Annotated in this window: 24 protein-coding genes; 18 read left to right on the top strand and 6 right to left on the bottom strand. The window is 67.9% G+C overall.

What is annotated here, in order from left to right:
- The first annotated feature begins 1 nt into the window (after window position 1).
- Both WV31_RS22100 and WV31_RS10735 read left to right on the top strand, forming a co-directional pair.
- Window positions 2-646, top strand: coding sequence for a hypothetical protein (locus WV31_RS22100; RefSeq protein WP_168185916.1), 645 nt, complete (start codon window positions 2-4; stop codon window positions 644-646).
- A 55-nt stretch (window positions 647-701) separates the two neighbouring features.
- Window positions 702-2,822: a DNA topoisomerase gene (locus WV31_RS10735; RefSeq protein ID WP_168185915.1), complete on the top strand. Its 2,121-nt coding sequence runs from the start codon at window positions 702-704 to the stop codon at window positions 2,820-2,822.
- Here the strand turns inward: WV31_RS10735 and WV31_RS10730 are convergent.
- Together WV31_RS10730 and WV31_RS10725 are read right to left on the bottom strand one after the other, a co-directional pair.
- Entirely contained in the window at window positions 2,819-3,100 is a 282-nt protein-coding gene (locus WV31_RS10730; RefSeq protein ID WP_085373572.1) for a hypothetical protein, read from the bottom strand. The two genes, WV31_RS10735 and WV31_RS10730, sit on opposite strands and share 4 nt — an antisense overlap.
- Before the next feature lie 64 nt (window positions 3,101-3,164).
- Entirely contained in the window at window positions 3,165-3,554 is a 390-nt protein-coding gene (locus tag WV31_RS10725; protein ID WP_145980830.1) for a hypothetical protein, read from the bottom strand.
- A 136-nt stretch (window positions 3,555-3,690) separates the two neighbouring features.
- On the opposite strand from WV31_RS10725, the gene WV31_RS10720 reads away from it, so the two are divergent.
- From WV31_RS10720 to WV31_RS10685, 8 genes are all read left to right on the top strand, one after another.
- Window positions 3,691-4,530 carry an SIR2 family NAD-dependent protein deacylase gene (locus WV31_RS10720; RefSeq protein ID WP_168185914.1) on the top strand — a complete coding sequence of 280 codons (840 nt, stop codon included), beginning with the start codon at window positions 3,691-3,693 and terminating at the stop codon, window positions 4,528-4,530.
- A gap of 140 nt (window positions 4,531-4,670) precedes the next feature.
- Window positions 4,671-4,907 carry a hypothetical protein gene (locus tag WV31_RS10715; RefSeq protein ID WP_068438506.1) on the top strand — a complete coding sequence of 79 codons (237 nt, stop codon included), beginning with the start codon at window positions 4,671-4,673 and terminating at the stop codon, window positions 4,905-4,907.
- Between the two features lie 180 nt (window positions 4,908-5,087).
- Window positions 5,088-6,974, top strand: coding sequence for a hypothetical protein (locus WV31_RS10710; RefSeq protein WP_085373569.1), 1,887 nt, complete (start codon window positions 5,088-5,090; stop codon window positions 6,972-6,974).
- A gap of 88 nt (window positions 6,975-7,062) precedes the next feature.
- A complete protein-coding gene (locus tag WV31_RS10705; protein WP_085373568.1) occupies window positions 7,063-8,877 on the top strand; it encodes an LPD1 domain-containing protein in 1,815 nt (604 codons plus the stop codon).
- Window positions 8,878-9,036: 159 nt separating this feature from the next.
- Window positions 9,037-9,480 carry a hypothetical protein gene (locus WV31_RS10700; RefSeq protein ID WP_145980829.1) on the top strand — a complete coding sequence of 148 codons (444 nt, stop codon included), beginning with the start codon at window positions 9,037-9,039 and terminating at the stop codon, window positions 9,478-9,480.
- Window positions 9,481-9,574: 94 nt separating this feature from the next.
- Complete coding sequence (locus tag WV31_RS10695; protein WP_085373566.1) at window positions 9,575-10,225, top strand: hypothetical protein; 651 nt, start codon at window positions 9,575-9,577, stop codon at window positions 10,223-10,225.
- A gap of 10 nt (window positions 10,226-10,235) precedes the next feature.
- Entirely contained in the window at window positions 10,236-10,691 is a 456-nt protein-coding gene (locus WV31_RS10690) for a hypothetical protein (RefSeq protein ID WP_085373565.1), read from the top strand.
- Window positions 10,692-10,755: 64 nt separating this feature from the next.
- Window positions 10,756-11,262: a hypothetical protein gene (locus WV31_RS10685; protein ID WP_145980828.1), complete on the top strand. Its 507-nt coding sequence runs from the start codon at window positions 10,756-10,758 to the stop codon at window positions 11,260-11,262.
- Window positions 11,263-11,331: 69 nt separating this feature from the next.
- On the opposite strand, the gene WV31_RS10680 is transcribed toward WV31_RS10685, so the two are convergent.
- The 3 genes from WV31_RS10680 to WV31_RS10670 form a co-directional block, all read right to left on the bottom strand.
- Complete coding sequence (locus WV31_RS10680) at window positions 11,332-12,273, bottom strand: hypothetical protein (protein ID WP_085373563.1); 942 nt, start codon at window positions 12,271-12,273, stop codon at window positions 11,332-11,334.
- Between the two features lie 67 nt (window positions 12,274-12,340).
- Window positions 12,341-12,664, bottom strand: coding sequence for a hypothetical protein (locus tag WV31_RS10675; RefSeq protein WP_085373562.1), 324 nt, complete (start codon window positions 12,662-12,664; stop codon window positions 12,341-12,343).
- Between the two features lie 302 nt (window positions 12,665-12,966).
- Window positions 12,967-13,911 (bottom strand): replication initiation protein, encoded by a 945-nt coding sequence (locus tag WV31_RS10670; protein ID WP_085373561.1) that lies wholly within the window; start codon window positions 13,909-13,911, stop codon window positions 12,967-12,969.
- 808 nt (window positions 13,912-14,719) lie between these two features.
- Here WV31_RS10670 and WV31_RS10665 point away from each other — a divergent pair.
- Complete coding sequence (locus WV31_RS10665; protein WP_145980826.1) at window positions 14,720-14,986, top strand: hypothetical protein; 267 nt, start codon at window positions 14,720-14,722, stop codon at window positions 14,984-14,986.
- 3 nt (window positions 14,987-14,989) lie between these two features.
- On the opposite strand, the gene WV31_RS10660 is transcribed toward WV31_RS10665, so the two are convergent.
- Complete coding sequence (locus WV31_RS10660; protein ID WP_085373559.1) at window positions 14,990-16,204, bottom strand: AAA family ATPase; 1,215 nt, start codon at window positions 16,202-16,204, stop codon at window positions 14,990-14,992.
- 387 nt (window positions 16,205-16,591) lie between these two features.
- On the opposite strand from WV31_RS10660, the gene WV31_RS10655 reads away from it, so the two are divergent.
- The 7 genes from WV31_RS10655 (at window position 16,592) to WV31_RS10625 (ending at window position 21,546) form a co-directional block, all read left to right on the top strand.
- Window positions 16,592-17,053, top strand: a complete 462-nt coding sequence (locus tag WV31_RS10655; protein ID WP_085373558.1) for a hypothetical protein — start codon at window positions 16,592-16,594, stop codon at window positions 17,051-17,053.
- A 130-nt stretch (window positions 17,054-17,183) separates the two neighbouring features.
- Window positions 17,184-17,957: a hypothetical protein gene (locus WV31_RS10650; RefSeq protein ID WP_085373557.1), complete on the top strand. Its 774-nt coding sequence runs from the start codon at window positions 17,184-17,186 to the stop codon at window positions 17,955-17,957.
- A 20-nt stretch (window positions 17,958-17,977) separates the two neighbouring features.
- On the top strand, window positions 17,978-18,739 hold the full coding sequence (locus WV31_RS10645) for a DUF5131 family protein (protein ID WP_085373556.1): 762 nt from the start codon (window positions 17,978-17,980) through the stop codon (window positions 18,737-18,739).
- Window positions 18,740-18,825: 86 nt separating this feature from the next.
- Window positions 18,826-19,320, top strand: coding sequence for a hypothetical protein (locus tag WV31_RS10640; protein WP_085373555.1), 495 nt, complete (start codon window positions 18,826-18,828; stop codon window positions 19,318-19,320).
- A gap of 134 nt (window positions 19,321-19,454) precedes the next feature.
- Window positions 19,455-20,291: a DNA adenine methylase gene (locus WV31_RS10635; protein WP_085373554.1), complete on the top strand. Its 837-nt coding sequence runs from the start codon at window positions 19,455-19,457 to the stop codon at window positions 20,289-20,291.
- An 11-nt stretch (window positions 20,292-20,302) separates the two neighbouring features.
- Window positions 20,303-20,701, top strand: a complete 399-nt coding sequence (locus WV31_RS10630) for a hypothetical protein (RefSeq protein ID WP_145980825.1) — start codon at window positions 20,303-20,305, stop codon at window positions 20,699-20,701.
- Window positions 20,701-21,546 carry a hypothetical protein gene (locus tag WV31_RS10625; protein ID WP_085373552.1) on the top strand — a complete coding sequence of 282 codons (846 nt, stop codon included), beginning with the start codon at window positions 20,701-20,703 and terminating at the stop codon, window positions 21,544-21,546. The genes WV31_RS10630 and WV31_RS10625 overlap by 1 nt, the downstream gene beginning before the upstream one ends.
- The last annotated feature ends 21 nt before the right edge of the window (window positions 21,547-21,567 follow it).

Here is a 21,567-nt window from a genome sequence, read left to right as displayed (position 1 = left end):
CATGCGCGTCGTCGTCGAACGCTTTCCCTGCCGCATCCCGCTGCTGCCGCCGGAAATCGAGCCGGTGCTTGCTGGTGTTCCAGCGGCATACGCATCCGCTCTTTCCGCCATGGCGGCGGCCATCTCCTCCGGATCCCCCGATGAGGCCCAGCTTTCGGGAATCCGGGCGGCGAAGGCCGCGCTTGTGGGGATCAACCGCGTGGATGCCGTGCTGGCGCCGGATGCGCTCATCTCGGCGGATCTGGAGTCGCCACCCGTCCTTTCCGCCGTTTCCGGCTTCGCCTTCGAGCTGCTCCGCCATGGCGTGATGCTCTTCGCCGAATACGCCGGGGATCGCGGCTCCGCCATCGGCCCCTCGACATGGAACATGTCCGTTGCCGGAGCCATGCGGGAGCCGAATCCCGGCAAGCGCGCCGCCGCGTGGCGCAGCCTGTGGGATTCCGTCCTGAACGGGGAGGCCTCGGGCGCGAGCGATGCCGAGCTGTCCTTCATCGGCGGGTGCGTCGCCGACGACGATCCTGTCCTGGCATGGCTTGGCGGGCATGAGCCGGGCTGGAAGGCCGAATTCCAGAAGGCGAGGGAGGGATGGCCGGCCTTCGCCTGGCGGAAGGCTGCGCTGGACATGCTGGCGCGTCCCGTTCCCTGAATCCTCCCGGCCCGCGGCGATCTCACCTTCTGGACATCCAGGAGGGAGGATCGCCATGCCGGCCAAAGTCTATCTCTGCGAGAAGTACAACCAGGCCTCGGACATCGCCGGGGTGCTGGGCGTCGTGCGCCGCCATGACGGCTGGTTCGAAGTGAAGGGCGGGGACGCGGTCACCTTCGCGTCCGGCCATCTGCTGGCGCTGCTGTATCCCGAGGACTACGACCCGGCCTATTCGTCCTGGCAGGACAGCGTCCTCCCGATCGTCCCGGCCCCTTTCCGCCATCGTCCGCGGGATTCCCGGGCGGCGGGCCAGCTCAAGGTCATCCGGGGGCTGCTGGCCGGCGCCTCCCGCGTCGTCCTGTGCACGGACCCGGATCGCGAGGGCGAGCTGATCGGCCGCGAGATCCTGCGGGAGCTGCGGTGGAGCGGTCCCGTCGAGCGGGCGTGGCTTCCAGCCCTCACCAAGCCGATCATCACGAAGGCGCTGGCGGCGCTCCTGCCGGGGGCGAAGACGGCGCCGCTGGCGGATGCGGCCCTGGCCCGCTCGCAGGCGGACTGGCTGATCGGGATGAACCTCACCCGTGGCCTGTCGCGGCGGCTGGCCGGGCGGAAGACCTGCCTGAACGTCGGCCGGGTGCAGACGCCGACCCTCGCCCTGCTGGTGCGCCGCGAGCGGGAGATCGCCTCCTTCGTCCAGCAGTCCTACTTCGAGATCCGGGCGGTGGTCGAGGCGTCGGGCATCGGCCCCGTCGAGATGCGCTACGCGCCGCCCGCCGAGGAGCGGCTGGTGGTCCGGGCCGATGCCCAGGCGATCGCCGCTTCCGTGGCCGGGGCCGTCGCCTCCATCCGGTCGAAGGAGGAGGCGAAGTCGGCGCCTCCGCCGGCCTTCTACGCGCTGTCCTCCCTGCAGATCGATGCGGACCGGCTGCTCGGCTTCGATGCCGATCGCACGCTGAAGGTCGCCCAGGCGCTCTACGACGAGAAGAAGGTGCTGACATATCCGAGGACGGACTGCGCCCATCTGCCGGACGAGTTCGCCGCCGATGCTCCGGCGCTGCTGGGCCTGCTGGCCGGAATGCCCGAGCTGGCGGCGGTCGCGGCCCGCGCCGCGGCGGCGCCGGTCCTGCGGACCGGTTCGCACTACGACTCCTCCAAGCTGAAGAGCCACCACGCGATCACCCTGACCGGCACCGATCCGAGCGGACTGACGGGGGACGAGCGGGAGCTGTTCCTGCTGGTGGCCCGGCGCTTCCTCGCCGCGCACCTGCCGGATCACGAGTACATCAGCACCACGCTCACCTGGATGCCCGGGGCGCACGCCTTCGTCGCCCGGGGCCGGGTGCCGACGCGGGCGGGCTGGAAGGAGGCCTTCGACGCCGGCGGGCCGGAGGAGGACGGGGACGACGAAGCCGCCCGCCCGCTGCCGAAGATTCCGGATGGGACGCAGGGCACCGGGAAGAGCGCCGCCGTCGAGGAGAAGACGACGCGGCCGCCCTCCCGCTTCACCGAGGGGCAGCTCATCGACGCGATGAAGAACATCGCCCGCTTCGTGACCGACCCGGCGGCGAAGTCCAGATTGCGGGCCACCTCAGGACTGGGCACCGACGCGACGCGGAGCCCGATGATCGCCGAGCTGAAGAAGCGCGGGCACATCGTGAGGGAGAAGGGTCGCCTGCGCCCGTCCGGCGTGGCCACGGCGCTGATCGGCGCCGTCGAGAAGCACATCCCCGCCTGGGCGGATCCCGTCACCACGGCCCTCTGGGAGGACGAGCTGGAAGCCATCGCGGAGGGGAAGGGGCAGATCAAGCCGTTCCTCGACGGCATCGTGGCCAAGCTGCGGTCCGACATCGCCGTGCTCGACGCCCTGTCGGTGCCGTGGTCCGAGAGGATCAGCGCCGAGGCCAATCCCACGCCGGTTGCCGCCAAGGCCCCGCGCGGGCGCGGGAAGGCCGGGGGAAGGCCTGCGCCAGCCAAGACGCCTCAACCGGCCTCCACGGCCTCCGGAACGCCTTCCGCGGCTCCTGCCGCCGGGCGGACCGATCTGCGGGTGGCGTTCGCCGACAAGGACAAGGCGAAGGCCTTGGGGGCCCGGTGGGATGCGGATCGGCGGACGTGGTATGTCCCGGCCGGGGCAGCCCTTGATCCGTTCAGGAACGCGGGCTTCCTGGCGGCCTAGTCCGTGGGCGGATCGAACGTGACCGGTCCATCCCAGCACAGGACGATGGAGGCGGCGATGGTGGAGAACGCGAACCGCCGATCCTCTTCCCTGAGGTGCGGCTCGACGGACTCGATGTGTTCCCGGATCCTGGCGAGCAGCTCGGGGCAGGCGATGCGGCGGTTCGGCGCCCGGCCTTCGAGGAGGCGCCGGTAGTGGCGGAGGTAGGCGGCGGAATCCATCGGCTTCTTCCTGGCGGCAGCCGCCTTCGCGCCGATCATGCCCTGCGCGGTGTCCATGGCCCTCTCCCGAGCTTCGTCTCTACCCAGTAGACATAGGGCGGAAGCGGCCTTCGGGACAGGCCTAGGCGGCAGCCATGTAGCGGCCTTCGAGCCGTTCGGCCCCGCATCCTCCGTCGATGGCCTGGTGGAGATCGGCGAGCATCATCCCCATCGCATCGAGATCCGCTTGGCTGGGGATGGAGGAATCCTCGGCCACGCCGCGGAGACGGGTGGCGATGCGGAAGGCGAGGGGGCTGCCGTAGAGCGCTGCCGAAGCGGCGATGTCGCGGATGCACCCGACCAGCGGGCCGTGCATGACGGATCGGGCTTCATGGCGGGCGTCGCGGTAGGCCGCCAGGCGGCCTTCGAGCTCGGCCACGGCCTCCGAGGCGTATTCGCGGAAGCGTCCGGACTGGGCGGTAAGCAGGGCGTCGATGCGGACGCCGGGATCGGGCTGGGGCTTGGTGTTCATGGCGGTCCTCGCTGGCGGCTCCACCAGAAGATGGTCCCGGAAGAGGATTCCAGCATCGGAGCGATCGGAGACGCCTGCATCGCCGGAGCCGCTTCCGCCGCCCCCATCTTCGGAGGGAATCGGAACGGAGGCGGGCATGCGCAAGGTGGTGGTGATCTCGGGGGCCGGGCTGTCCGTCGAGTCGGGAGTGCAGGCGTTCCGCGGCAAGGAAGGCCTCTGGTGCGGGCACGACATCGCGAAGGTGGCCACCGGCTCGACCTGGCTGGCGAACGCGGACGAGATCCGGGACTTCTACAACGCCCGCCGGTACGAGATCGGCCGGGCCGAACCGAACGCCGCCCATCGGCTGCTTGCCGGGATGGAAGGCTCGGAGGAGTTCGAGCTGCTGCACTTCACCCAGAACGTCGATGACCTGCTGGAGCGGGCCGGAGCTGCGGAGGTCGTGCATCTGCACGGCTCCATCCGGCGCCTCCGCTGCGAGATGTGCGGCCATGCCCGTGATGTGGGCCACCAGCGTATCCGCAGCGCCCTGTGCCCGGTTTGCCGGACCAAGGGCCTCGTGCGCCCCGACATCGTCTTGATGGGCGAGCACGCGCCGGAATACGCCCGGCTTCGCAGCGCCTTGCGGTCCCTGGGCGAGGAGGATGCCCTGGTGGTGATCGGCACCTCGGGGAATGTCCTGTCCGTCGGCGAGATCGCGAAGCAGGTGCCGGGCTTCAAGATCCTCTGCGATCCGACCCCGTCGGCGGCGATCGATCCGCGGGCCTTCCACGAGGTCGTCCGCCTTCCTGCTTCCGAGGGCATTCCCCGGGTGCTGGAGCTGATCCACGCGTCGGCGGGAAGCCGGTTTCCCGTGGGGCGCTGGGCGACCGTAGAGGAAGAGGCGGAGTCCGGCCCGGTCGGTCCGGTGAAGCCGGGGCGGATGGCCTCGCTGCTCTCCTGGCTGTTCCGGTCTCCACGGCCGGCGGACTGCTGATCCGACCGGCGATAGGGTGAGTTGGCGGTTCCGACGCCAATCGGACCGCCAAGCGAAATTATCGGCGGTCGCCGGGACAGGATCGTGCGGTCCCATCTTCTTCCCGACCTCGGGTGGGCCGAGGAAGCAGGGAGGGTTCCATGTGCACCTCACGAGCCAAGTTCGTCAGAGTCGATCGTGTCGAGCGTTTGAATGCCGTCAGCGGGGAGGTCTTCATCGATGTCGGGCGCATCGTCTCTTTTGACGAATGCGACCTTTACGACGAAGAAGGAAATCCATCGGGCAAGGGTTGCCGCATTCACCTCGCATCCGGCGGCTCAATCATCACGTCCGGCACCGCCGAGGCATTCTTGGCGAGGATCGGCGAGGAGATCTAGGGCTGCTGCTGGCCGATGGCAGAGCTTGCGGACGGGCCCTTCGGGGCCCGTTCGGCGTTTGGACCGCCAACAGGACTTGGCGGCGCGGCGGGCGGGCCTCCTGACGAATCCGGAAACGACGATCCGCCACACCTTCTTCCGCAAGCCGCCCCGAGGGCGGATGCGGCTGAGGAGGTGGCGATGATCGACGATCCCGATGTCGAAGGGGAGATGATGCTGGATGCGCATGCCGCGCAGGTCCGGAAGGAAATCGCGACCGGCTCCGCGAGCGACCTCGACCGCCGGGTGCTTCAAGGGATCGATTGGATCAATGGGCAGAGATCGCTGCAGCGGGATGGCCGCTATGCCCTCGAGAAGTATTTCCTGGAGATGGATGCCTGTCTTCGCGACGATCAGGTCGATCCTCTGGTGGTCGCCATCCTGACCAGCGAGCTGGACTCCTTCGACAAGGATGGAAGGACGCCATGGCTGGATACGAAGGACGAGGGCTGGAAGCAGGCCTACGCCCAGCACCGCTCGGCGCTGCGGCGGATCATGACGGAGCAGTCGGGAAGTCTTGATGCGGATACCTTGAAGTGGGCGTTCTCCCTGCCCGGCGGATGCCGGGTGATCGAACGGTCGATCGAACGCGGCGCGTCCCTGCTCACGGATGATCCGTCGGTCCGCGCCGCGGCCTTTGAGAGCCCGAATCCGTATGTCCGGCTTTCTCTGGCGAGGGATCAGTCGGGATACATGCTCGTCGAGCTGGACGCCGACGAATGCCGCCGGCTCTTCGAGGATCCATGCATCGAAGTTCGCCGCGCGGCGGCCAAGCCGATGTTGTATGCCAGCGGAGCGGATGGGCTGGGTCCTTTCACGTCGACCCTGGTCCGGTGCGCGGCGGATCCGGATACGGAGGTCTCGAAGGTTGCGCACGACATGGTCGTCTATGGCCAAGGGATTCCCGATGCGGTGGCTGTTCTGGCCCAGGAAGAGTTCCGGCGTCAGGGGATCGTGCTCCATCCAAACATCCGCGCGGTTTTCGACGATCGGCTGGCTCGCGTGGCCATGAGCGGCCATGAGCAGCTCGATCTCATTGCTGAAACCTACGCGGCCGCCGAGCCGTTGGTGGGCGGAGGACCCGAGGAACCGGCCGAATTCGGAATTGGCGAGCCGCCCCATCTTCGCGGCAGCGCTGCGGGTTCGGAGCGCCTTGGAACGAAGGAGGCAGGCATGTCCGTCGAACAGGAAGGCCGTGGATACGAGAGCGCGAGGGAAGTCGAGGACGAGGATCTGCCTCACAATTGGACGGGGACCATCGACGACATCGAGGCGATGGAGGAGGCCGGCCTCATCGAAGAGGGTACGGCGGAGAAGATCATCAAGGAGCGCATGGACTCCAACATGGAGCTCTGGGACGCTTCAGAGGATGTCGCGCATTTCCTCGACCAGGATCTTCCTTCCTGGGCCAAGATCGAGAACGAGAATGCCGTCCGGTACGACGTGGGCTGGTCGCAGGGCGATGGTGCCGTCTGGAGCGGAAAGATCGACCTGGCAGAACTCGCCGAGCAACGCCCGGAGCTGCGGGACCAGTTCCCGCTGGTCTTCGGCAATCTCGATAGGTTCGAGTTCGAAGCCGGCCCCGAAGGGAGAGGCTACGGGCTTCCGCCTCAGGGGGTGAGCATCACCTTCGATGGCGATCTGGAACCGGGCGACGAGTCGTCCGCCCATGAGCGCATGGAGGCTGCCGCCATTCGGGGCGAGATGGATCGTCTCGAACCGGTGCTTCGTGAGACCGCGGAAGGGCTTGCCACCGAGATCTACGAGTATCTTTCCGACCAGGGACTCCATGTCGGCGGAGAGGAGAACGCCCGCGAGTCCCTTCAAGATCAGAGGTTTGACCAGTGGGGTGAGTACGCCGTGCAGGCGCCCGAGGTTCCGAACCCTGCGGACGCTCCGCGCCTGGCTGCGATACCGCCCTCCGCCAATCCCAACGGGATCCACGGCGCTGAGCAGGCATGCCTCGGCACGCTCGGGCCGGTAGCCGCCCTGCCGGCGAAGTCGGCAGATCGCGGGGCTGAACGCTGAACCATCCAGGATGGCCGCATCCCGCTGGGCCGGATCCTGAATCGGGGTCCGGCCCCAAATCCTTCCTGCATCTGCGTGGGAGGCGGGAATGGCGGGACGTTCGACGGGGCTGGGGGATGCCGGGGTGAAGATCGGCGGCGCGAGGAAGGATTTCTGGGCGTCGCGCGGCATGGCGCTTTCCGATCTCGACGGTATGACCGGCGCCGAGGCGGCCCAGTACGTCACCAAGGATGCGGTCTGGCCGAAGCCGGACTGGGCGGCCCTGATCGCCGCGGGCATGGAACCGGCGGCGGCCGCGCGGGTGAAGATCCTGCGCGACGGCCTGGCGGCGAAGCCGCTCGATCGGCCCGAGGAACGCCCGCGCTATGTGGCGATGGTCGGCGAGATCCGCGCGGCTCTGGAATCCGTCCGCACGGTCCAGGACTTCGCTGCGATCTCCAATTCGTATGTCGAGCGCGTCCGTGGGATGAGCCAGGCCGGGGACAAGGAGGGCGTGCGGCGCTTCTATTCGGCCATGAAGGTCGCCGGCAGGATGCAGGTTTCCGCCTTCCCCTTGAATGGGCGCGAGCTGCGCAAGGCCGAGGCGCTGGTGCGCACCGGCTGGCCCTCGGCGGAAGCCGAGCTCCCGTGGATGAAGGGGATCGAGATCGAGGTTTGGCCGGGCCGCGCGGGCGAGGACCCGACCTTCGCCGTACGGCGCCTCGGACGCCTCGCGGGTATGGAGTTCGATTCCAGGGAAGAGGCGATGGAGCGTCTGAAGGCCGATTGGGAGGCCAAAAGGGCGAAGCGCACCAGCCACGAGGAACCGATCCGCCCGCATCTGGACGATCTCAAGCGGATCGGGCCGGACCATCGCCGGGGGCGCGATGTCCATTCCGAGGATTTCGTCCGGGTGTTCGGCTTCCGCGGCGTCGAGTTCGGGAATTGGGTGGCCGACGACGAGCGCCGGAAGTCGATGAACGCGGCCTTCGACGGGATGATGGACCTCGCCGAGATCATGGGCGTCGAGCCGAAGGGCCTTTCCTTGGATGGGCGGCTCGGCCTCGCCTTCGGTTCCCGCGGCAAGGGGAGCTTCGCGGCGCATTACGAACCGGGTAAGGAAGTCATCAACCTCACCAAGCTCAGTGGGGCCGGCTCGCTCGCGCACGAATGGTTCCATGCGGCCGATCACTACTTCGGCGAAGTCGGCCGCCCCGATGCCTGGAAGGGCGGGGCGCGGGGCCTGAGCGGCTGGATGGAGATGGCGAACTATCCCGGCGAGCCCCGGGAGAAGATCGTCCGCGTCGACGTGCTGCCGGACGGGAAGCAGAAGGCGGTGACTGGAATGGTCCATCGGCTCGATCATCTGCCGAGGGAGACCTACGCGGCTTCGGATGCGGTGATGCGGGCAGCGATCGGGCGGCGGCACGATGCCGATTTCTTCCGCCAGGCCTGCCGCCTGAGCGGAAACGCGGGAAGCAACGGCTACTGGGCCCGTCCGACCGAGCTGGGCGCCCGGGCTTTCGAATCCTGGGCGTTCGACAGGCTGGCGGAGAAGGGGCGGAGCAGCGACTACCTCGTCCATGGCGTCGAGCCGGAGAGGTACGCCGATTCCAGCCGCTACAAGGGCAATCCGTATCCCACGGGCGAGGAAAGGGTCGCCATCAACCGTGCCTTCGATGGCCTGGCCCACGAGCTGGCTGGGCATCTCGGGCGGGTGCAGGAGAAGGGGGCGGATTTCGATGTGCTGGCCGGCCGCCCTGTGCCGAAGCCGATCGTGCTGGCGGAGGTTCCGCGCCTGGCGGCGATCCCCGCCTCCGCCAATCCCAGGGGCATCCACGGCGCCGAGCAGCTCAGCTTCGGCTTCCTCGGCCCGGCGGCGGCGCTGCCCGCGAAGTCGGCGGATCGCGGCGCTGGTCGTTGAGCCGTCCAGGGCGTCGATCTTGGGGTCGGAGATCGGCACCATCTTCTCGATGCTGGCACCTAGAGCGGATAGGAGTGGGAGATGGTTTGCGTCGATGTTAGGTCCGAGCTGACAGGCTGGCCGATCAGCCTGTCGAGCAGGTGCGGTGGAGTAAAGGCCATGTCGCATTGGAACGGCAAGGCGGTCTTCGGAGATGGAAGCGCCATTCAAGTCGCCTGCGCAAAGCGGGAGGACATCGGGAATGTCCTTTTTCAGCAGGCGAAGATTGGGAGGCCATGCGTACTGGTCCTTGATCGCAAGGAATGGGCCCCATCTGGTTCGGACAGTTGGAAGACGGTCCGAACAGATGCGTTTGGGATAGGGCCGAGAGGCGGGGTAAAGCTCTTGGCATCGAAGAATGGAGGAGCGTCTGGACACGAGGCGTTGGACTTCGATGTCGCCGTTGGAGATTCCTTGGATGCCTTGGTGGCCCCACGCCTGGCCGCGATTCCCGCCTCTGCCGCCACGGGCGGCATCCATAACGCCGAGCAGCTCAGCTTCGGCTTCCTCGGCCCGGCGGCGGCGCTGCCCGCGAAGTCGGCGGATCGCGGCGCCGGGAGGTAGGGCCGCCAGTGTCGATTGTCGGCTTTGGGGGTTGCCGGTCTCCGGGCAGCCCCCATGTCGCTTCCGGGTGGGAGGGCTGGAGGCCGCGTCGGGGATGCGGAAGGGAATCGGCTGGGGGCTGGGAGCCGCGACGCTGGCGATGACGCCGGCGCTGGCCATGGCGTCGCTGCTGCCGGGCGGCAAATGCACCGGGGGAATCCTCGAACGGGGCAACTGCCTCGTCACGAAGGTGTCCGGGGGCATGATCACCATCGCCTGGGGCGTGATCATCATCGCCCTGGTGGTCGTCGGCGTCATGACGCTCTTCGGGAAGAAGGATCTCTGGAAGGTCTGGCTGGCCTTCGGGGGCGGCGCGCTGGTGCTGATCCTCCTCCCGTTCCTCATGGGGACGTTCAAGGAGCTGGGCGAGCCGGAGATCGTGCCGTGCGGCGTCCGGGAGAAGTGCATCCTCGCGAACGAATCCCCGCCCGAGAAGTGGCTGCTGCCTTCCGGCGTGCCGACGACGACGGCCTTCGCCTGCTTCCGCGTGGCGGCGGGAAGCGTGGAGCAATACACGGGCTGCCTGCGGGCTTCCGGGGTGCCCTACGCCTTCCCCTGCTCTACGGGCGGGCGGTGCGTCCAGCCGCCGGGCGAGCCCGCGCGCGCCTGGGCCATGCCGCCGGGAACGACGGATGCCGAGGCCTTCGCCTGCGCGTCGCGGCCGGGCATGGACGGGCCTTCCTTCCGCGCGTGCCTGGGCAGATAGGAGGGCAACCATGAGATCGATCGTCCTCGCGGCCGTGGCCGCGCTTCTCCTCATCCTCTCCGGGGCCTCCGGGCCGGCGTCCGCCCTGGATCTCGGGGGCTACGTCCAGATGCCCAGCAAGCCCTCATCCGGGACGCTGGTCATGCCGGACAGCACGCCGGAGCCCGTCGCCTTCTCCTCCTGCGCCGACAGCGGCTTCCTGTCGTCGGCGGTGTGCAGGGCGGGGACCACGGCCCGGTTCATGGTCACCCTGGGGAAATACCTGTTCTTCCTCGGCCTGATCTCGGTCGCCGTGATCTGGCCGCTGCTGGCGCTGCTGGCCAACAACCAGACGATCACGGTCATGGGCAAGAGCTACCAGCTGCGCGAATTCGTCTGGCCGTTCTTCCTGTCGTGCTGCGGCGGGGCCTTCCTGATCTCGGGCTCCGGGATGCTGTTCGCCTTCCTCACCACGGGCGCAGGCTGAGGCGCCCCATCTTCTGCCGGACGCGCCCGCATCCAGCGGGAACGCGGTTCCGATGGAGGATCCCATGGGGGGAGTGCTGAGAACCATCATGGCTTCGGTGATGCTGTATCGCATCAGCCGCTGGCTGGCGCCGATCGTGGCCCCGCTCATCCTGCTCTGGCTGGCTGCGGGGCTGATCTACATGAACAGCTACTGGGTGGCGCCCGTCTCGCTGGCCATCCTCGTCTGGACCTACCACCGCCAGCGCCAGTCCGAGACCACCGGGATCCCGATCCGGGAGAGTTCGTTCCGGATGCTGAAGACGATCCGGACGGCTTCGGCGGTCATCGCGATCGTCGCCTGCATGATGTCCTGGAACCGGTACGCGCATCCTAGGGCGGAAGGGCCTACCCAGACGGCCGTCAGTTCCGGGCCTGCGGTAGCCGCCCCGTCATCGCAGCCACCGGCGCAGCCCGCCACCATCCAGCCGTCCGGTCCAGCGGCGGCCACAGTACCGCCATCGGGCCCGATCGTCGTGAAGCCCCGCTCCTCGGGTTCCAGCGCGGCGATCCTGGACGACGGCTCCCGCTGATCGTCGCCGGATGCGGAAAGGGCGCCGAGGAGGAATCCCCGGCGCCCTTCCTGCGTCGATCCCGCCGCATCAGGATCGGGCGATGCGCTCGGCCAGACGGGTGCGGCAGAGGATGGCGTCGCCTGGCGGCAGGGCGTTCCGGATCTCGTCCGCCCGCCCCTTCAGCTCGGCGAAGGCGCCTTGCCGGGATCCGTCGATCTCCAGCTCAACCAGGGCGTCGATGCGGGCGGAGGCGTTGTCCATGCCGATGTCGGCCAGCAGGGCTCTCATGAGGGTGTCGCAGCGGCGCGGCGTGAGCAGGTGGGCGATGTCGCCGGCCTTGGCCGTTCCGCGGCTCCATGCGACGAAGGCATCCTCGCTCGCGTCGAAGGCGTGGAATTCCGCCTCGGTGGGCAGCAGGCGCTTCGTGCGGCCGGCTTCGCGCGCGGCGGCGTCCAGCAGGGCCTTCCGCTCCTCGGGCGTGCCGATCCAGTAGTCCCGCAGCAGGGATTCCCGGACGTAGTCGGCGCGGCGGACGGTGAGGCGGGGGATGACGTCGATGGCGCGGATGCGGCCGGCCTCCCAGTCGGCGAAGGCCTTCTCGCTGTCCTTCCACTCGGCGTATTCGGCGTTCTTCATCTCGGTGAGCAGGAAGCCGAGGCTCTTGGGGGCGCCGCCCTGGATGGCGAACAGGAAGGCGGCGTGCATTCCCTCCTTCGTGCCGGCGTCGACCTCCCGGTCGGCGAGGAAGCGGCGGGCGATGGCGCGCTGGATGGCGGGATCGTTGCGGATGGCCGGATCCTCGTGCTCGTCGAAGCCGATCCAGTCGAGCTGGGTGCTGGCCGGGTCCTCGATGATGGCGAGGGCCTTCAGCAGCCTCGGATCGGTCGGCCTCGGCTCGGCGGGCGCCTGCGTTCCGGGCTTCGGAGGCATGGACAGGCCGGGCATGGAAGGCGAGGGCTTGAGGACGAGGGCGGGCGCTGCCGCCGGAGCAACGCCCTTCTTCGGCAGGGACACGGGAAGGCGGGCCATGCGGGTTCTCCATCGGCGGCTGTCGATGGGGAGAAGATGTGGCCGGACGATCCGGGAAGGACGGAGGCTATTCCTGCTCCATGCGACGCTGGGCGGCCGGATCGAGGAGGTAGGGCGTCGGGTCGTCCAGGGTGTCCAGCGCGGTGATGCGGTAGGAGCAGCCGATGCGGCGGGGCGCGGTCGCCCGGCGACGAAGCCTCGAGCGCACGAATTCCTGGGCGGCGGACAGATCCGGAACCTGGATGGAGCGGGCCGCCAGGCGGGAGCCGCGGCGTCCGTGGGCTATGATCACGATCACATCGCCCAGCAGATCCCGCTCGACCTCCATCCGGTAGATCCGGTGGTGGTCGAGGGCGTCGCTGTCGGCTTCGAGCTGCACGGCGAAGAGCATGGGGTCCTCGGCTGGTTCCCGGGGATTCTGGCATGGTGGCCGCCTCAAGTCCACGACGGCCTGCGGCGGCGAAGCGGAGCCGATTCCTCCGCTGGATCAAGCGGTTGCATGGGGTCGCGGCGGCGAGATGGCGGCGAGGGCCCGGGATGGAGGGCAGGGCTTGGATCATCGCCCTCGCCGCCGCATGGATGGTCAAGTCCTTGGCGGACAACGCGATCTTGTCGCCGCGCCGCCGATCTCTTACTTCGCGGGGGGAGTCGTCCGGAATCGAGCTTTCCTGCGGGGTCCAGCGATTCGAACTCTTACCATTTGGGGGGCTTGGGCTTCGGCAGGGAGGCGAGGGCTTCCTGCAGGGAGCGGGTGGATTCCTCGGCGCGGCCTTCGATCCGGGCCTTCCGTCCGACCTTGGGCTGCTGGATCTCCCGGAAGGCGTCGCGCAGCTCGTCCTCGTTCTTGTTCCACCAGGAGAGCTCGGCGCCGGTGATCTTGCGGCCGGTCTTGATGGGGCGGATGCCGACGCCGAAGGCCGCCAGGCCGTTGATCTCGCGGATGGCTGGCTTGATGGCCTTCTCGAACAGGTTCCCCCAGACATCGAGCTTGCCTTCCGGCACGCCCAGCAGATCCCGCAGGCCTTCGATGGTGAATTTCTCGGACGTCTTGTGCTGGAGGCGGTGCCGCCGGGCGACGGCTTCGTAGAGGGACAGGGCGTAGGACGAGGTGAAGGCCATCATCACCTGGATCTCGAGCTTCCCGAAGACGGTGGAATTCTTCAATAGGCCGATCAGTTTCGGATCAAAGCTGTATGTGAAAATACCTTCCTGTCTTTCATCGTCGTGAAGGTCATTCGCGCCCAGAAGCTGGACGCGGCGGGTCTGTCCGTCGGACAGGCGCACCCGGACGATGGTCTTCATCAGGCGCTCGACGCTGTCCTTGAGGCGCTCGTTGCCTTTGTGGCTGCCGCGGAGCAGGGTGGTGCTGATCTGGAATTCGCGGCCGCGTTCGCCCATGGCCGGTCCGAAGGCGTTGGCCACCAGGGCGTTGTAGATCCGCTTGTCCGAGAGGGTGAGATGGCCATGCCCGGAGACATCGATCAGTTCGGCGGGCTTGATCATCTCGCCGTGGCCGGGGCGGAGATCCAGCGTCCGGTGCCGTCCGGGCGGAAGCGGCGGCGCCTCGTCGTGCTCGCTCAGGATCTCGACGGAAACGACCGAGCCGTCGTCGATCCCGTCGTCTTCGCCTCCGCCCATCTCTTACCTCCATCGCTTACCCCGGTAAGAGAATGAGGTAATCGTTCGTCCGGCGCAAGCCTGATCGTGGTGGCCGCGCAGGCGCCGGTCGGCATCCCCCAAGAGGTAATTCTCGCGGAGCCATCCGGCGCCCCCAATCGGTAAGAGAATCAGGACTCTTGCGGAAGGTCTTGAGTCGGATCAATGGGTTGGGGCATCATGGCCCCATTGGTTGGGGGCCGTTCGCCGTATGCGTACGAGGTCTTGTCCGTAGGGCACGGTCGTCCGGACAGCTCCTTCTGGGGAGCAATCGGGCCTCTCATCACGCTCCCAAGCCAGCCGATCCCACTCCTGAAGTTATCCACAGCGCAATCTTCTAGGATTCTAGACTTCTACTTCGTGGCCGTTCCGGCCTGTGGATAAGCATCTCATCCCATTGAATCCGCGCGGCTTTTGGATTACCTCGCGGGGGGTGTCGATAACCTGCTGGGGGAAGTCGCTCTACTTCCTGGGGGCCATCCCTTTCTTCCTGGGGGCTGAAATATTACCAGCTGGGGGAGCGATGGATTCCTGCTGTTCATTTCGAGCTTCGGAGTCTTCTGGCATCCCATTGATCCGCCGTGATTCCGATAGGCCGGAATCCCCCAGGAGGTAGTTATACATCCCCCGATCGGTAAGAGATGGAGGGGTCGGATGCCGTTCCCGATCCCCCAGGAGGTAATTCTTGGCCGTTCTGGAGTCCCCAGGGATTCCGGGGCTTTCCGGGTAGCGTTCGCGGTTCGTCGGTGGTATGCTCCCGAAAGGTTCCGTTTCCCGCTGGAGGACAGCCATGCCGAGCACGCAGCGCGCATCCGACGCCCCCTCTCCGATGGTGTCCCTGTCGGCGCGGGTGGCGGCCGCCTACCTCTCGTCGCGCCGGGATGTGCCGGTCGAGCAGGTGCCGTCCCTGATCGAGGGCATCCATCGCGCCCTGCGGCGCGTCGCCGCGGCGGAGGAGTGCGGCGCCGAGGCGCTGGTGCGCTTCCTCGATACCCCGGCCGGAAAGGCCGCCATGGATCGGCCCGCGCTGCGCCTGGTGGCGTCCCGGGAGGGCTGATCCCTATTCCTCGAGGGGCAGCCCGGTAGCCCTGAAGGTCCGCTTGTTGTCGTCCTGCCGCGGGCCTTCCTCGACATGGCCGCTCGACAGGAGCACCTCCAGCGTCCGCTCTACGGACGAGCGCTTCCATCCAGACTCGGTCTTCGCCCGATCGGCGAAGCGGGCGACGATGGCCGGAAGGGAGGCGTGCCAGTCCTCGCCCTCCCGCAGACCCTCTTCCGTCAGGTGCTCGAGGATCAGCCGGGCCCTGTCCCGTGTGCGCTGCACCCGCGAATCGATCTTCTGGGCCGGCGGCTGCATTTCGTCGTCCTCGTCGGCCAGCGCAGCCGTCTCGTCGGCCTGGGCCTTGTGTTCCATGGCGGCGTGCTTCGCTTCCTGCACCTGCAATGCGTGGGCATCGATCATCGGAACCCGCGAGAGATAGACGATGAAGCCCTTTTCCGTGCGGATGGGTTCGTTGTCCGGACCGAGCTCGGGCACGCGATGGAGATTGATCGGGATCGGCGCGTGCTTCTCGGCTTCGCGCTGCTTGTCGGTCTTGATCTGCAGCACCCGGGTCTTGGGATCCCGGAAAAGGTTGAACAGGGCGTCGACGCCGCCGCGGAGCGCCGAGGAGCCGCGTTCCGAGGAATAGGCGCTCTTGCCGCCGTGGTGGACGACGAGGACGGAGCAGCCGAAGCGATCGACGCAGCGGCGCATGGCATTGACGATGAGCTGCATGTCCTGCGTCGCGTTCTCGTCGCCGCTCATGAAGCTGGCCAGCGGGTCGAGGATCAGCAGGTCGAGGTCCTTGCACTCGCGCTCGATGCCGCGCATCAGCGTCTCGAAGTCGGCCGGGTGATCGAAGCGGCATTCGCCCGGCGGCATGAAGAGGCGATCGTGCAGGATCTCCTCGCCCTCTTGGGTCGGAATGCCGTTGTGCTGGAGCCAGCCGCTGATGCGGCGGTTCAGGCCGAAGACGCCCTCGGCCGGGAACAGGACCACCTTGCCGGGGGCTTTCGCGCGTCCGACGTCGATCCGAGTGCGCTTGTGCCCGGCCAGCGCCGGTCGCCCGGTGGCGATCGCCAGCGCCCAGTCGATCGCGACGAACGACTTGCCGAGGTTCGGCGCGCCATACATGCAGGCCGTGGCGCGTTCGGGCAGCAGATCCTCGACCAGCCAGGTCGGGGGTTCTACGCGGGAGGGGTCGTAGCGCCCCCAGGCTTCGGTCTTCGTCATGTCGGTTTCCGGAATCGATTCGCTTCCGGTATCGCATTCGGGAAACGGGAAGCCAAGCGGAATCGGTTTCCCGGATGACCTTCCCAAAACCGGTTTCCCGGAGCCCTCCTACATAGAGATGCTTAATCAAAAAGGGAAATGGAATGGGAAGCCGGCATCGCCGAGCTAGGACCGACTCCGGAAAAGGAAAAAGCGAGGAGGCGGTCCGTTCCCAGCAATCCATGCAGGACGGAACGTCCGGAGATCGTCGGAGCTGCTGCCGCGCCGTGCCGGGCGCGCGTCGCCGCCGCCGACGGCCGGGATCCGCTGGATGGGACGAAGGGAAGGGAGGAGGGAGGCCGAAGGGCCCGCGCTCGGGGGCCGAGAGCGCGAGCCGCTCGGCACGGAATGGAGGACGACGCGATGGGCAGCCGGAGCATGATTGGGCGCCAGAACGAGGACGGCAGCATCGAGGCCATCTACTGCCATTTTGACGGCGGCCTCTGGCATGTCGGCGCCTTGCTGCACGAGCATTGGAATGACCCGGAGAAGGTCGGCCGGCTGCTCGGCCTGGGGGACCTATCCAAGCTCGGGTCCGAAATCGGCGAGAAGCATTGCTTCGCGGACCGGAACACGACTGCGGCGGAGCTCGAGCGCGTTCGGAATTGGTGCCGGGCCTACGGCCGCGACAGGGGCGATGAAGGGTGCGAGGCGCAGCGCTACGAGAGCGCGGAGGCGTTCCACGTCGCGGAGTACGGCTACCTGCTGGTGGACGGTCGCTGGGTGTTCTACGACGCGGACGAGCCTCCGGTTCCCCTCGCCGAAGCCGTCGTGCAGTACCGGCTCGAAGAGGCGCAGCGCTTGCGCTGAGCAGGCCGCCTCGGCATTCGATGACGGACGATCCGGCCGGGCGCCGGAGAAGTATCCGGAAGTGAGGGGCCGAAGGGCCCGCGCTCCGGGGTCGAGAGCGCGAGCCGCTCGGCACGGAAGGAGAAGCAGGATGGGCACCAGGGGAATCGTGGGCGTCGTCTCGAACGGTACGCTCAAGGCGTCGTTCAGCATGCTTGATTCGCATCCGTGCAGGCTTGGCGTGCGGCTCGCCGGATTCCTGGCTGACGCCGTGGCGTCCGGTGGGGTCTCGCGCTTGCGCGGCTTGGCGGATGCCATGGCGCCGGTGCCGTGGAATGACGACGCCTATCAGCCGATGCCAGAAGCCATGGTGAGGAGCCTGGCGTTGGCCGGACTGGTGCAGGACGGACGCATCGAGGTCGAGGGCTATTCGCCGTTCCTGTGCATGGCCGGCTTCGTCGCGGCGCACGGCTTGCCGGGCATGCTGCGGGCGGGATGGTACATCGATGCCGGCGGGTATGCGGCGAATCCGGAATGCGAATGGGGCTGGATTGCGGACCTCGACGAGGGAGTGCTCGAGGTGCATCGCGGTCGCGCGGTCGATTTCCATGGCGAGGGGCGGTTCGCCGAAGCCTTCCGGGCCGGACCGATGGTCTGGTACGGCGAGGAGATGGTGGACCCGCCCATCCGGCTCATCGCGAGGATTCCGTTCGGGCGTCTGCGCGAGGCCATCGACGGCTTCACTGCGCTCGACATCTTCGCCGATGTCGCGGCGGGCCGCTGGTCCATGCCGATGGCGAAGGAGCTGGCCGAGGACTTGGAAGAGGACTGGGACGCCCAGCTGGAGAAGCTCGACGCCATCGGCTGGATGTGGACGGCGGAATCCCGAGCACGCATCGGGGAAGCGCGCGGCATCGCCGCCTGAATCGGATAGGGAGGGAGAGCATGGGACAGAGCACGGGCATCGCCTGGGCGAAGGGCACGGTCTCGCCTGTGAAGGGATGCGAGAAATACGGCCCCGAGTGCCGGATATGCTACGCGGTCGGCTGGGCGGCGCGGCATCAGGGCAAAGGCTCCCGAGGCTACGAGGGCGTCGTGGCCGATGGCGATTGGACCGGCCGTATCGGCCTGGTTCCCGAGGCCATCGACGAGCTGCGCAGGAGCCGCGTGCGGGGGCTGTTCGTCAACTCGATGAGCGACACCTTCCATCGCGGGGTTCCGGACGAATTCGTCGAGCGGATGTTCGCGGCGATGGCGGCCAATCCGCACCCGGAAGCCCGGTTCCTCGTGCTGACGAAGCGCTCGGATCGCATGGCCGAGGTGTCGCGGCGCATCGCCTTCGATGCTCGCATCTGGGCCGGGGTGACCGTCGGGTGCCGGGCCTCGCTGAAGCGGCTGGACGACCTTCGCCGGGTCGAGGCGCCGGGCCGGCGCTGGGTCTCGATGGAGCCGCTTCTGGAACGCGTCGATATCCGCCCCTGGCTGGCCGACGGCACTCTGGACTGGGTCGTCGTGGCCGGCGAGTCGGGCCCTGGCTGGCGACCTCTGGACTGGGCCTGGGTCGAGGACATCGTCGATGCCTGCGACGAGCGCGGCGTGCCGGTCTTCGTGAAGCAGGGCGCCGGACGTTTCCCGAAGACCGACTGCGAGTATCCGCCCAGGATTCGCGGCGTCGTGCGGCACGGCATGCCGGCGGATCTCGCCTGACGAGGAAGAGGAAGCAGGCCGAAGGGTCCGCGCTCCGTGGAACGAGAGCGCGGACCGCTCGGCATTGGATGGAAGGACGAAGCATCATGGGACAAGCGAAGAGCAGGAAGGATGGCATCGCGGAATTGGTGGCCGAAACGGACTGCCTCGAAGCCGTGGCCCGCAGCATGGTTGAATCCTGCGAACCGGCGGATAGGATTCAGGACTTCGCGCTCGTTTTCCATGCGATTGGCCGCTCGGATGGCCAGGACCTCTACTTGATTCATGAGCTGGCCTCGTATTCGAGCCATAGGGTTGCGTCGCTGCAGGCTCTCAGATGGGAATACGAGGCGAAGCAGGTCCGGCAGTATTCCATCCTCGGCACGCTCGAGGCGGCGTACTACCTCGATGGCAGGAACATCCTCAAGAATGGCGAGATGCTCGTCATCGGCACCAGGAATCGGACGGATTCCTACTGGCGGGGCTTCATCATCGAGCGGGACGCCTCCGGGCTCGTGATGGGATTGACGCCGTGCTTGGAAGGGCGCGGAGCCTTCCCGGGACCTTCCGACTTGAGCGAGCTCCTGCGCAGCGATCGCTGAAGTGAAATGGAGCGGTCCGAGGATCCGGACCGCTGAGCGCCGAGGACCGGCGCGCGTCTTGGCGAGCGCGCAGGTCCCGTCGTAGGGACGGCTGGGTCCTGGGCCTGGCTTGGAGGCGCGCGTGGAGCGTCTCAATGAAATCCTATCTGAAATGGCCGGGCGGCAAGGCCCGGTTGGCGAAGCGCGTCGAATCGCTGCTGGGCGGCGGAACGCGTCTGGTCGAACCCTTCGTGGGCTCGGGGGCGGTCTTCCTGAACCTGCCCTTCGCATCCGCTCTCCTGGGCGATGCCGACCCCGATGTCATCGGACTGCACCGGGCGGTCCAGCAGGACGCGGAAGCCGTTCTCGCCGAGGCGCGGGCATTGTTCACGCCGGCGTGCAACGACAAGGAAGCCTATCGGCGGCTGCGCGCGGAATTCAATGCCGGTGGCCAGTCTCCGGCTGAGCGGGCCGCGCTGATGCTCTACCTGAACCGCCACTGCTTCAACGGGCTCTGGCGGCGGAGCGGGAGCGGGGCCTTCAATGTGGCGTTCGGGCGGCCAGCCTCGCCGGAGATTCCCGAGGAATCCCTCCGGGCCTTCGCCGCGAAGGCGGCAGGAGCCGATATCCGGCACCAGGGCTTCGAGGCGACCTTCGCCGCTCTCCGTCAGGGCGATGCCGTCTATTGCGACCCGCCCTATTCCCCGCTGAGCGCGACGTCCCGCTTCACCGGGTATTCGAGCCCGTTCGGTCCGGCCGAGCATGACCGCCTGGTGGCGCTGTGCGCGGATGCGGCCGCCCGGGGCATCCGGGTGGTCTTGAGCGAGCATGACCTGCCTGCGGTCCGCGAGCGGTGCCTGGCGGCCTGGCCGGCTGTCCGCTTCGAGACGGAGCAGGTGCGCCGCTCGATTTCCTGCAATGGCGGCAATCGTTTCCTGGCGCCCGAGCTCTTCGCGGTGTTCGAGCCGATTTCGCTCGCAGCGGCGGCATGATGGAGGGGTCCATGAACGAATCCTGCCTCATCGGCGTCGAGCGCGCAGACGGAACGGTGCTGGCCGCAGGATGCCGCAGCGATGGGGGTGTGGCTTCCGTCGGAAGGCGGCTGGCCCTGCATTGGCGCCGTGCGCCCCAGGCGCTGCTCCTTGTGTCCGGCGGAGCCATGGAGCGCCTCGGCATCCGGGAGGAGGGGCCGGAGGTCCTGAGGACGATTCGGGTCTCGCCTCCGGTTCCGCCAATCGTCCTCGATGGCGCCGAGGCCTTCTGGGCGCGTCGTCCGGGGCTCCATGCCTATCTGCTGGCCAATGGGGTCTGGACGGTCCGCCTCCCGGAAGGAGGCCTGCGCCGCGTCGTTGATTTGCTCCAGCGCATCGACATCCAGCGGACCTCCCGGAGGATGCCGTGATGGGCTCCGCCGCGCATCCCGCGAAGCCTGGCGCGCCCGACTTCCGCATCGACGGGCTGGAGGTCTTCATCCGGCATGCCGGACGCGCCGGGAAGGAGGGCTGCTGCGTCGGCTTCGCCGTCGAGGGTCCGGATGGTCTTTGCCGTGCCCGGGCTGCCGCGTCGGAACCCGGTCCGCTCTTCCATGCCCTTCTCGGCTCGTTCGCGGAGGTCCGGGGCGGCCGGACCGCCAAGCCTTTCGTGCCGGCCTCGGAATCCGCCCTGCACGAGGCGTTCCGCAGCCATGGCCTCGTTCCTCTCGAGATGTCTCCGCCAGCGGGGGCAGGCGGCGGCGCGGCGCCGTGCTGGGTTTCCGCCGAGGAGCTGCTGGCCGCCGAATTCTCGCCGGAGAAGGCGAAGCGTCGGCGGATGAAGCGGTGGTTCTCCTTGCTGCCTTGCCCGCACGGCCATGTCGGCTGGCGCTACGTCAAGGGCAACGGCTGCTGCGAGTGCCGTGCGCCGAGCCATTCCGAGCCGGGAGACGAGCATCATCTGCGCAGCCTCGTGGCGAACGCCAGGGCCAGGGCCCAGGCGAAGGGCATCCCCTTCTCCCTGACGGTCGAGGACGTCGCCCGCATCTGGCCGGCGGATGGACGCTGTCCGGTGCTGGGAATGCGCTTCCGGCGTTCGCTGGGTTCGCAGGGGCATGGCCATGACTCGGCGACGCTGGACCGGCTGGACCCGTCGAAGGGCTACGTGCCGGGGAACCTGCTCATCGTCTCGGCGCGGGCGAATTGCCTTCGGTCCGATGCGAGCGCCGCCGAGCTGCTGCGCGTTGGGGAGTTCTACGCCGAGCTGCTCGGCTGAAGCCGGAGATCAGGAAGGGAA

Origin of the sequence: Magnetospirillum sp. ME-1, from assembly GCF_002105535.1 — a bacterium.
Classification (GTDB): domain Bacteria; phylum Pseudomonadota; class Alphaproteobacteria; order Rhodospirillales; family Magnetospirillaceae; genus Phaeospirillum.
The sequence above is the reverse complement of the archived record's forward strand: the minus strand, read 5'-3'. Positions and strand labels throughout refer to the sequence as shown.